This window comes from Mesorhizobium sp. M7A.F.Ca.CA.002.15.2.1 (genome assembly GCF_003998715.1).
GTDB lineage: Bacteria > Pseudomonadota > Alphaproteobacteria > Rhizobiales > Rhizobiaceae > Mesorhizobium > Mesorhizobium ciceri.
On sequence record NZ_RZPI01000108.1, the window covers coordinates 1 to 11,155 of the forward strand.

Here is an 11,155-nt window from a genome sequence, read left to right on the forward strand (position 1 = left end):
ATCATAGTTGGTGGCGTTGCGGATGCCTGCCGTCTCTTCCTCGACCACTTCCTCGATGCGGCCGATGATGGCGGCGAGGTTGCCGGGCCGCGCGAACGGGATCGGCGCTTCCGACGTGGTCGTGCGTGCTGGCAGGTTGGGGGTGGATTCCGAAAAGTCGGCCATGGCGTTTCCCAGTTTAGATCTTGATATTTGTTTTTATGGTCGTCTCGTCACCGGTCATCGATCCCGCAGCCTTGCGCTGCAATTGATGGACCAGCGAGGTCGACAGGCTGTTTTGCTGGTCGACCTCGGTCTTTTCCGGCCCGCCCGAAACCGGACCGACGGGCACGACGCGCTTGCCTTCGAGATAGTGGTCGGCGAGCATCGATTTGGCGATGCCGATGCCGCCGCGTTCGGCCATTACGTCCGCCACCCGCTCGGCAAGCTGCGATTTCCACATGTCGCCGGCCAGGCCCTTGCCGTAGACGCCCTCGGTGTCCTTGGGCAGCATGTTCTGGATGAAGGTCTGCAGCACCATCGCCTCGAACTTCTTGAATTTCTTGGCCGGGTCGGTTGCGGCGGCGGCCTTGTCGGCGGTGGCGCGCGACAGGATCGAGCCGGCATCGACGGAAGCGGCGGTGTCGAGTGAAAACGTGCCCGCAGCGCCGCCGGCCCGCTTTGCCAGCGCGGCGCGAGCGGTCTCGATATCCGCCGGGTCGACGGCTCGGGCCACATCCATAACGATGTCGCTGGGTGGAGAAATCGCCAAGAAAGTCCGCCTTTTACCGGTTTTCCCTGACCAGACCATGCCTCAACAAGCTTGTGGCAGGCTTGCGGGAAGGAGAGGGAGCGGAGTGCGGGGATCGGATCGAAGCTGCCGGCCGAGGGTGGGATTTCCGCCTCAGCCTCACTCCTTGACCGCCCCCGTCATCGAGGAGACGTAGTGCTCGACAAAGAATGAATAGAGCACCACCACCGGCAGGGAGCCGATCAGCGCGCCTGCCATCAGGGCTCCCCATTCATAGACGTCCGAACGTACGAGTTCGGTAAGCACGCCGACCGGCACGGTTTTGTTTTCGGACGACTGGATAAAGGTCAAGGCGTAGATGAATTCGTTCCATGACAGGGTGAAGGCGAAGATGCCGGCGGAGATCAGGCCGGGCACCGACAGCGGCAGAACTATCTTGGTCAGGATTTGCCAGCGGCTCGCTCCGTCGATCAGCGCGCATTCTTCCAGTTCGAAGGGTATCGAGCGGAAGTAGCCCATCAAGAGCCACGTGCAGAATGGAATGAGGAACGTCGGATAGGTGAGGATCAGTGCGAACGGCGTATCGTAAAGGCCGAGGTTGAACACCATCACCGACAGTGGAATGAACAGAATCGAGGGCGGCACGAGATAGGCCAGGAAGATCGCCAAGCCGACCTGCCGCGCCCCGGAAAACCTCAAGCGTTCGATCGCATAGGCTGCGAACACCGCCGCCAGCAGCGACAGGAAAGTTGCGGCGGTCGAGATGATGATCGTGTTGAGAAGCCAACCCGGATAGGACGTCTCGAAGAGCAGATACCGAATATGCTCGAGCGTCGGATGGACGACCCAGAACGGGTTGAAATTGGCATAATCCGTCATCTCGAGATTGGGTTTCACCGCCGTGATCGTCATCCAGTAGAACGGGAACAGCAGCACGATGACGAAGATCAGGAGCGGCAGATAAACGGTCACCACGCGCCGGGGCAGGCTCTGAAGATAGCCCATGCCGCCTTCATCCGTGTTCGGACGGTTGCTCGTTTCGATCGCGGCCATGTCAGTCTCCACCGCCCTGCTGCCATTTACGACGTTGCAGCCCGAAATAGCTGAAAAGGATCGCCGCAAGCAGGAACGGGATCATCGCCACCGCGATCGCGGCTCCCTCGCCAAGCTGGCCGCCGGAAATGCCGCGCTGGAACGAGAGCGTCGCCATCAGATGGGTGGCATTCACCGGCCCGCCGCGAGTCAGCACATAGATCAGCTGGAAATCGGTGAAGGTGAACAGGACCGAAAAGGTCATGGTGATGGCGATGATCGGCGTCAGCAACGGCAGCGTCACATAGCGGAACAACTGCCAACGGCTGGCGCCGTCGAGCGTCGCGGCCTCGTAAAGCGATTGGGGAATCGTCTGCAGGCCGGCCAGCAGCGTGATGGCCACGAAAGGAATGCCGCGCCAGACATTGGCGACGATCACCGAGGCGCGTGCGTTCTCCGGATCGCCAAGGAAATTGATGCGGTGGTCGATCAGTCCCATCTGCTGCAGCGCCCAGGAGAGGATGGAGAACTGCGAATCGTAGATCCACCAGAAGGCGATGGCCGAGAGCACCGTCGGCACCACCCACGGCAGCAGGACAATCGCGCGGAAGAACGATTTGAAGGGAAGGTTCTGGTTGAGGAGGAGCGCCAGCCAGAGGCCGAGCGCGAATTTCAGGATCGAAGCGCTGATCGTGTAGAGCAAGGTGTTGAAGACGGAGAGCCAGAAGACGGCGTCGCTCCACAGATATTCATAGTTTTCGATGCCGATGAAGATGCCGGGGCGGCCGATGCGGGCGTCGGTGAAGCCGAGCCAGACGCCGAGCCCCAGCGGATAGGTCAGGAAGACAAGCAGCAGTGCAGCCGCCGGAAGCATGAAGCCGAAGCCAAGTGCGTTCCGGCTTTCGCTCCAGCGCGATAGAATCCGTGAGAAGATCGAAGATCGCGGCTGGATAGCAGCTGACGGCACAGCCATGGGTCGGCTCCTGCTGAGGTCTCATTGATCGGCCGGATCGGCCACGATGCAATCCGAAGCCAGCCGGGCAGCCGCGCTGCCCGGCTGAGCCGGCTCAAACGCGATAATAGCGATTTGCCCGCTTCTCGGCCTCTTCCATTGCCTCTTGCGGCGTCGCCTGGCCGGTCACCGCTTTGGCGAACATATCGACCAGCACGTAGTCGGCCATGGTTGCCGCCGAAGCATAGCCGAGCGGCCCGGCATAGCCGTTAGGCCGCAGAGTAGCCGAAGCCTTGGCGTAAGCGGCGTTGTTGGGATCGGCAGTCCATACCGGGTTGTTGTCGAATGCCTTCAGGGTCTGGCAGCAATATCCGGCCGAGGAGGTGATCCAGTCCTTCATTTGCGGTTCCTCGAACATGAACTGCAAATACGCCTTGGCCGCGTTGGGGTAGGGCGTGTAATTGAAGATGACAGCCGTGGTCACCTGGAACAATTCGACGGATTTGCCGACAGGGCCGATGGGCAGGTTGGTGGTGCGTATGTCCTTGGCGATTTCAGCCAGCTTCGGATCATTGTCCTTATTGATTTTGGCGGTGTTGTAGGCCGAGATGCCGTTGGCGATGACAGCCAGTTCGCCGGCCAGGAAGGCGCGGTTGTTGTTGACGTCGAGCCAGCTTTCGGTGCCTGGAATGAAGGTCTTGTAGAGTTCCTGCGCGTATTCGATGGCCTTGAGGGTCTCGGGGCTGTTGATCGTTACCTTGCCGCTCTCGTCGACCATCTGGCCGCCATGGCTCCACAGCAGCCAATGAGCATAGTTGTTGCCGTCGCCGACGCCATGGCCATGCGTGAAGCCGGCCGGATGGCCCTTCGCCTGCAAGGCCTTGCAAAGTTCCAGGAAGCCTTTCGTGTCCTTGGGAAACTCCGAAAAGCCGGCCTCTTTCACCCAGCTTTCCCGATAGACGATGGCATTTCCGATCGTGGCCAGTGGCAGGCCGATGAATTTGCCTTCCCGGGTCGCATATTGCTTTGGTCCATCATGCCAGCCGCCGTATTTCGAGCCGAGATACTCGCCGAGTTCGCTCACGTCGTGCAGCTTGTCGGGATATTGGTGCGGGTCATCGAACCAGACGAACATCAGGTCGGGGCCGGAGCCGACATTTGCCGCGACCGCCGCCTTGGGGCGAATGTCCTCCCAACTTTCCTTGTCGACGCGGACCGCGACACCGGTCGCTTCGGTGAAGCGCTTGGTGTTGGCCAGCCATTGGTCCTCGTCGCCCTGGACGAAGGGCGACCAGCGCAGCAGTCTAAGCTTGGCGCCATCCTCGGGTTTGTATTTCGGTCCGTCCTGGGCAAGGGCCGGAGAGCTGATGAACCGACTTCCCAAGGCACCCGCCGCCGCGCCGGCGGTGGTGCGGATCACGTCACGTCTGGTGAACTTCATGCTCGTTTCCTCCTGCTTGTTGTCCTTGCCTGTGGTCCTACTGATCGGTACGTGTTTGGAACCTCTGTCCGGTTTCTCCGTGAAAGAGATGGATGAGGCCGGGCTCGGCCGTAAGCCGGATGGTTTCGCCCGGCGTGAAGGAATGTCGTTCCCGGAAATTCGCGACGATCTCTTCGCCGCCGGCTGTCCGGCCGATGAGCTGCACTTCGGACCCGGTTGGTTCAACCACCGCGACGGTGACCGGAATGCCCCGGTCGTCGGACAGCCGCAAATGCTCGGGCCTTATTCCCAGCACCACAGGCTCGCCATTGGGGATGGAAAGTGCCGAGGCCAACGGGACTGAAATCCCCCCGGCGCCGCGGAACGAGGGTGAGCCGTCAATAGCGATCTCGCCCCTCAGCAAATTCATGGCCGGCGAGCCGATGAAGCTGGCGACAAAAAGATTGTTCGGCCGGTCATAGAGTTCCAGCGGCGGCCCTATCTGCTCGACGATGCCGTCATGCATGACCACGATCTTGTCAGCCATGGTCATGGCCTCGATCTGGTCGTGCGTGACGTAGACTGTCGTCGTCTTGAGGCGCTGGTGCAGTTCCTTGATCTCGGCGCGCATCTGCACCCTGAGTTTGGCGTCGAGATTGGACAGCGGTTCGTCGAAGAGAAAGACCGCCGGATCACGCACGATCGCGCGGCCCATGGCGACGCGCTGGCGCTGGCCGCCGGAAAGCTGCCGAGGATAGCGCGCCAGCAACGGCACCAGCCCAAGGATTTCGGCCGCGCGGCGCACGCCTGCATCGCTCTCCGGCTTGGAAACTCCTTTGAGCATCAGCGAGAACGCCATGTTCTCGGCAACGGTCATGTGTGGGTAGAGCGCATAGTTCTGGAAGACCATGGCGACGTCGCGCTCCTTGGGCGCAACGTTGTTGACGACACGTTCGCCAATCGCGATCTGGCCGCGTGAAATCTTTTCCAGGCCGGCGATCATTCTGAGAAGGGTTGATTTTCCGCAGCCCGATGGTCCGACCAGAGTGACGAACTCGCCGTCCTCGATGTTCACGCTGACCCCGTGCAGGATCTCGACAGCGCCGAATGATTTGTAGACTTCGCCAATTGCGACAGACGCCATCGATCCTCCCAACAAATTCCTGCGACGTCGTCGAAGGAACAACGCTTCCGCTAGCGACAGCCCTGGCTCCTCCCAGGCTCACGCTAGGCCGAAACGGTAGCGCTACCAAACCGGGCTGTAAAGCGTTTAGGGGAAAGCCGAACCTTGGGAGGGTCCGCTTCGCGCCACACAATCCTCCCAGCTGCTCCTGCGTCCGCTTCTGCGCGATCAAGTCCGGCACCTGCGGTCGCAGCGTTCGCGTTCATCACAGTTGCGCACGTCCTTGTAGGCTCGCTCCGACCGGCGGCGATAAGGCTGGCTTCCTGCCTGGCGCTCGCGAGGTTCGCTTCCTGGCGTACGACCGCCTGGGCGATGCGACAAGCGGATTGAATAGCCCCTTTTCCGTCAGGGGCAGTCATTCCGGAACGATCCTTCCCGCTTGATTAGAATTCCACGTTGAGTTTTGCATTAAAGCCGTTCTGCTGGACGCCGGAGCCGAACTGACCCTGGTAGGCGACGCTGAGGGTTGCGGCATCGGTCAGGTTGAGATCGAACCCCGCTTCGATGGCGGCACTGTCCTTGGCGATCGGCACGCCAGCGATCGTGAAGGCATCACCGGCAGAGAAGGCATGTGTGCTGGTCGGTATGACGTCGCCATAGGCATGGCGCCAGCCCAGCATGCCGCGCGCTGTGGCATTGATGGCGCCGAGCGTGAAGCCGGCGGAGGCTCTGAGACCAAGCGTGGTGAAGGTGGCGTCGGTGGTCTGGCTTGCACTGGTCAATGCCGCCGCACCGCCCTTTTCCGTGAAGCCGTCCGTATGCAGGTTGACATAAGCGAGGTTGGCAAAAGGCTCGAAGGCCGCGACTGGCGTATCGATGCGATAGCCGAGTTCCCCGAACGCCTGGAAGGTGCCAGCGTTGTAGTCGCCGCTCAGGCTGTCGGCAAAGCCGGGCATGGCCACCGAGCGCGATGTCTTCATGTCATGCCACGTATAGGCAAGCCCGGAGCGGAAGGCGAGAGCGCCCCGCTGCGTGCCACCATAAAGGCCGAGATGATAATTGTCGCTCGAGCCTGACGAGGATCGGCCGTCGGCATCGAAGCTCGTGTGGCTGTAGCCAGTCATGATGCCAAGCCGCACATCCTCCGCGACAAGGCCGTCGACGCCGGTAAGAAAGCCGCCGGTGGAGGTATCGAGGCCTGCGGCATTGCCGTCGCCGTCGAAGGAACCCCATGACCCGAAAGCCGTGCCCCAGGCGGCAAAGCGATCGGTGGTGGCAGGCGCCAGCATCGGACCGCCTTCGCCATAGGCCAGCACCGGCGTTGCCGGGATACCTACCCCCTCGAAGGCCGCACGCAGGCGGTCATTGATGGCATCGCGGACAAAATGGCTGTCCTCGATCAGCGCCGATTTGGCGGACGCATGGATCTCGCCAGATAACACATCGAAGGCTTCGCGTGCGGTTTCATCGTCCGGCAGGCCGGCGATTGCATCGTAGATCGGGTTGCCCGGCCCGGCGCTTTCGGCGCCATTGGCGGTGGCACACTGGTTGCGGGTGCCGGCCACGTCGCAGAACGACACGTCATTGCGGGCAACGTCGAGATAGATATTACTGGCGTCATAGGCGAGTGCCAGATCGACAAACGGGGCGTTCTGGTCGAACGCATCATAGGTGCCGGTCACGCCCTGATCCGCGCTCAGGATCGTGTAGCGGGTTCCGGCACTGTAGCCGCCCGGCGCTTTGAGCGCGAAGACGGTGCCACCCTGGATGGTGGCTTTGCCCGTCACGTCGATCAGGTCGGAATTGCCGGCCGGATTGATCTCGACTTCGTAGGTCGAGCCTATCTCCTGCGTGTAATCGCCTGACACATTCAGCGTGCCGATCGAATTGCCCGGCGTAATCGTGCCGCCAGAAGCGATCGTGGTCGTACCCACCGTTCCCGAACCGCCGAGCGTGCCGCCGGCTGCAACCGCAATGGCGCCAGCAATGCTTGCCCCGGAATGGCTGCCGTCGCCGACAACGAGCTTGCCGCCGCCGATGGTGGTCAGACCGGTATAGGTGCTGACGCCGTTCAGCGTCAGCGTGCCGGCGCCGGTCTTGACGAGGCTCCCTCCGATGCCAGTGCTGCCATCCTGGATGACGCCGCCGATGGTGTCGTTCTTATCCAATCCGCCAAGCGTCAGCACCTTCGAGCCGAGAAAGACGAGACCATCGCCCGAAAGCGAGCCAATCGCGATACCGTCCGACGTCATTTCGGAGATGTCGACCTTTCCCCCCGTATCGTTGATGATCGTGGCGCCATCCGCGGTGTTGGCGCCATGGAAGCCAACGAAGCCGCCCTTGTTGGTGATGGCGGCGCTGCCGGCAGACGCGGTGTCGTAGAAGTCGAGCGTTCCTTGGATTGTAACGCCAATCGTGGCATTGGCGGCGCTCGAATTGCCGTTGAAGGACGTCCTGCTACCATTGCCGGTGATCGAAGCCGCACCGGCCGATGTTTCGTCGTTGAAGTTGATGCGGCTTTGGGTAGTGACGATCGTCGCCGTTCCCGCCGACGCACTGCCATCGAAGCGCATCGTTGCGTTTGTTTCCATGACGATGTCGAGGCTCTCGGCGCTTGCATCATTGATGAAGCGGAGGTCACCGGCCTTGACATTCACCGGTCCGCTGCCCAGCGCGCCTGTCGTCGCCGCGGTGATGAATCCTGCCGAAACCGTCGTCCCACCGGCGTAGCTGTTGGCGCTCGAAAGCACCAGCCCGCCGGCCCCGGTCTTGGTGAGCGCGCCGGTCCCGGAGATGACGCCGTTCGCCGTCAGGTCGGCATCGGTCTGGAACGTCCCACCGCCGGCATCCAGGGTGACGTTGCGCGCCGTCGCGAACGCCGCCGTGTTCCGCAGCGTGCCGCCGTTGAATGTCAGGGCACCGCTTGCAGCGCCGAGATTGGCATCGGAAGAAACGGAAATAATCCCGCCTAGAAGCCGCGTGCCGCCCTGATAGCTGTTGCTGCCTTCCAGGACGAGCGTGCCGCCTTGCGTCTTGCTGACCCCGCCCGCGCCGGTAATCGTCGTCGCGATGGTGGCTGCCGTGCCGGCCAGCACGCGGATCTCGGCATTGCCATCGGCGCTGTCGGAACCATCTATCGCGAGCGTGCCGGAACCTTCCAGGCGGTAGCCGCTGTCGACGAATTGCAGGCCCTTGAAGCTTTGCGCTCCTTCGACGGCGATCGTGCCGCCGTCGAAGCCGCCCGGTTCGTTCTTGAACACCGCATGGTTTCCTGCCCAGGAGACGAGAGTATCGCCGCCCTGGTTCAGCCATTTTTCGTTCGTGGTGTTCCAGGTCCCGTCGCCGCCTTGCCAGTGCTGCAGCGTGTCGTCGCCGGCCGCTCCGATGAAGAGGTCGACATTGCCGCCGCCCGCCTGGATCTCATAGGCGGCCGGATCGGAAAGCGGCGGCTTCGTGCCGATCTCCAGGCCGTTGTCGGTAAGGCTGCCGCCATAGGTCATCAGCCGGTAATAGCCGAGGCCCGCCGTGCCATCGGCCACGTCGCCGCTCTGCGCAAGATTGAGCGTACCGTCGAGCGTCAGATTGCCACTCACCCCGATGCGGTCGCTTATCCCCGGAGAGCCGGTTGAACCGCCTGGATTGCCGAATTCGTAATCGAGAATCGACCCTGAAGAGAGGCCCAGATTTCCGGCAACCGTCAGCGTACCCACCGAATTGCCTGGCGCGATATGCCCGCCATCGGCAACCGTCGTCGTGCCCACCGTGCCCGAGCCACCGAGCGTGGCGCCGTCCTCGACATTGATCGTGCCACCGAGGAAGCCGGCACTGGCATGGTTCCCGACAAGAAGCGTGCCGCCTGCAACAGTGGTGGCACCGGTGAAGCTGGAACTGTCCGCGGCCAAAACGGTCGTGCCGCTTTCATGGAGGATGGTCCCCAAGCCGGTCAGGGAAGGGGTGAAAATCAGATCGGACCCATCGGGATTTCCCAGATGATTGAACACAACCGTGCCTGTGCCAGCGCCAAAAGCTATCGATGCCGCATCAACCGTGCCGGCGGCCTTCGCCACTTCCCCACTTGCCGCACCGATGTTGAGCGTTCCGAATGATCCTGGCTGGGCCGCCAACCCAACGATAGCAGGACCCCCGGCAAGCGAAACCTGTCCGCCCTCCGACAGAGTCAGCGTGCCCTTGCCCAAGACGCCAACGGCAATGATGGAGTCGCCTGTCCAAACCGACCCGGGGCCCGTAATATTCACAATTCCGGTGGCTTGAGCATCCCAACCAACAATGGCGTTGTTGCCGCTGGAAACCTGCCCGCCATTTTCAATGCTGAGCGATCCATTGCCAAAGAGACCAACTGCGATGGCATCAACGAGTGTCCAACCCGAATCATTTCCGGAAATCACCGCGGAGCCAGTGCTGCCCGCGCCATACGCCACAACTCCCGAATCGTTGAAAACCTGACCGCCATTCTCGACGATCAAGCTCCCTTTCCCTTTGGAATCCCCATTGGAATCCCCGACCCTAAGGACGTCGGCAGTCCAGGTGGCCGACCCTGAAACTCTTGCGGTTGCCCCCTCGTCCGGATCAGTTCCGTCAGTAGCAATGATCCCGGTAAAAGAGGTGAGCTGAGTGTCGATGTCGAGCGTGCCCCCCATGACGCCCAGGTTGCCCGCGAGGTCGGAAGCGTCGCCTGACAGCGTCAGCGTACCGGCGCCGGCCTTGCCGAAATGGCCGGGGCCGGTAATGGTCCCGGCATAGGTACCGTCGCTCGCCTGGTCGAAGACGACGGCGCCGGTGTTCACGCCTGAGAAGGTGAGATTGCCGCCGAAGCTGTTGGTGTCGCCGACCAAGGTGCCTTGATCGATGGTCCAGTCCTGCGCACCCGTGCCGGTCAGGGTAACGGTATTCGTCCCGGCCTTGTTAAAGCTCGTGAAGCCGACGAACTCGTCACTCGCGCCTACCGTGGCCGTATTCACGAGCTTCGAGACATTGAAGGCCGGTGTGGAAGGCAGCGTGTCATAGTCCCCGAGCATCAATGAGCCGGTCGCGCCACTCTCCACCACGACATTGCCGGTGATAATCGAGCCGTTTCGCAGGGAAAGCGTGTTGACGCCGCCGGTGAAGGTGATGGCGTTAGCCCGGCCAAAGAAAGAATCTCCCCCAGTAATCTCCCCAACGTTAAGCACCGCCAAATTGGCCCCAACGATGCCGGTACCACCGTTTCCATTGCTGGGCGTCAGGGGAATATAGCCGGGGGCGCCGCCACTGCCGGTTCCGCCAGCAGGGCCGTTAGAGCCGCCGGCATGGCCACCGTTGCCCTCGCCGCCAATGATCACTCCGCTGTTAAAAACCGTCCCACCATTTCTGAGGTCGATCGCTGCACCGGCGGATGCAGAAACCCCGGCGCGGCCACCGGTAATGCGACCGTCGTTGACGATGCTGCCAGAATCTCCCATCACAATGGCTGTTCCGCCGGTGGCTAAAGCCCCGCCCGTGCCACCGAGGACATCGCCATGGTTGGTCAAGTCGCCGCCGGCGTTCAAAACAATGCCCGCACCACCACCACCGCCGAAATTGGCGCCAGGATTGCCACCGTTTCCGCCAGCAACGGTGGCCGAGCTTTCAACAGTGATGGCGCCGTTGTTCAGAAGCACCATGCCGGCGCCCCCGCCCCCGCCGCCGCCGCCGCCGGCAAACGGGCCATTGCCATTGCCATCGCCGCCATCGCCGCCATGAACATCAGCCGTCACGGAAATTGCCGGGTTCACCTCTTCATTACGCACGCCATCGCCACCAGCGCCGCCGCCGCCATAGCCTCCGTCCAAAAAGCCGCCGCCATAGCCTCCATTGCCACCATTGAGGGGCGCGGAAATGTCGCCAGCAATGATATTGCTG

The 11,155-nt window shown here is 62.0% G+C and carries 6 protein-coding genes; all 6 read right to left on the bottom strand.

Annotated features, from left to right (window positions below; translation table 11 throughout):
• Positions 1-178: 178 nt before the first annotated feature.
• Positions 179-751: a rod-binding protein gene (locus ENZ74_RS09205; RefSeq protein ID WP_024502710.1), complete on the bottom strand. Its 573-nt coding sequence runs from the start codon at positions 749-751 to the stop codon at positions 179-181.
• A 138-nt stretch (positions 752-889) separates the two neighbouring features.
• Complete coding sequence (locus ENZ74_RS09210) at positions 890-1,783, bottom strand: carbohydrate ABC transporter permease (protein WP_013529760.1); 894 nt, start codon at positions 1,781-1,783, stop codon at positions 890-892.
• A 1-nt stretch (position 1,784) separates the two neighbouring features.
• Positions 1,785-2,735 carry a sugar ABC transporter permease gene (locus tag ENZ74_RS09215; RefSeq protein ID WP_063168934.1) on the bottom strand — a complete coding sequence of 317 codons (951 nt, stop codon included), beginning with the start codon at positions 2,733-2,735 and terminating at the stop codon, positions 1,785-1,787.
• Between the two features lie 94 nt (positions 2,736-2,829).
• Positions 2,830-4,155, bottom strand: a complete 1,326-nt coding sequence (locus tag ENZ74_RS09220) for an ABC transporter substrate-binding protein (RefSeq protein WP_013529762.1) — start codon at positions 4,153-4,155, stop codon at positions 2,830-2,832.
• A 37-nt stretch (positions 4,156-4,192) separates the two neighbouring features.
• Positions 4,193-5,278: a sn-glycerol-3-phosphate ABC transporter ATP-binding protein UgpC gene (gene ugpC / locus ENZ74_RS09225; protein WP_063168933.1), complete on the bottom strand. Its 1,086-nt coding sequence runs from the start codon at positions 5,276-5,278 to the stop codon at positions 4,193-4,195.
• Between the two features lie 422 nt (positions 5,279-5,700).
• Positions 5,701-11,010, bottom strand: coding sequence for an autotransporter domain-containing protein (locus ENZ74_RS09230; protein ID WP_164749999.1), 5,310 nt, complete (start codon positions 11,008-11,010; stop codon positions 5,701-5,703).
• Positions 11,011-11,155: the final 145 nt, after the last annotated feature.

Excerpts from the sequence above, each read along its gene's own strand:
- ENZ74_RS09220 (WP_013529762.1), bottom strand. The coding sequence starts at position 4,155 with ATGAAGTTCACCAGACGTGACGTGATCCGCACCACCGCCGGCGCGGCG.
- ENZ74_RS09215 (WP_063168934.1), bottom strand. The coding sequence starts at position 2,735 with ATGGCTGTGCCGTCAGCTGCTATCCAGCCGCGATCTTCGATCTTCTCA.
- ugpC (WP_063168933.1), bottom strand. The coding sequence starts at position 5,278 with ATGGCGTCTGTCGCAATTGGCGAAGTCTACAAATCATTCGGCGCTGTC.
- ENZ74_RS09210 (WP_013529760.1), bottom strand. The coding sequence starts at position 1,783 with ATGGCCGCGATCGAAACGAGCAACCGTCCGAACACGGATGAAGGCGGC.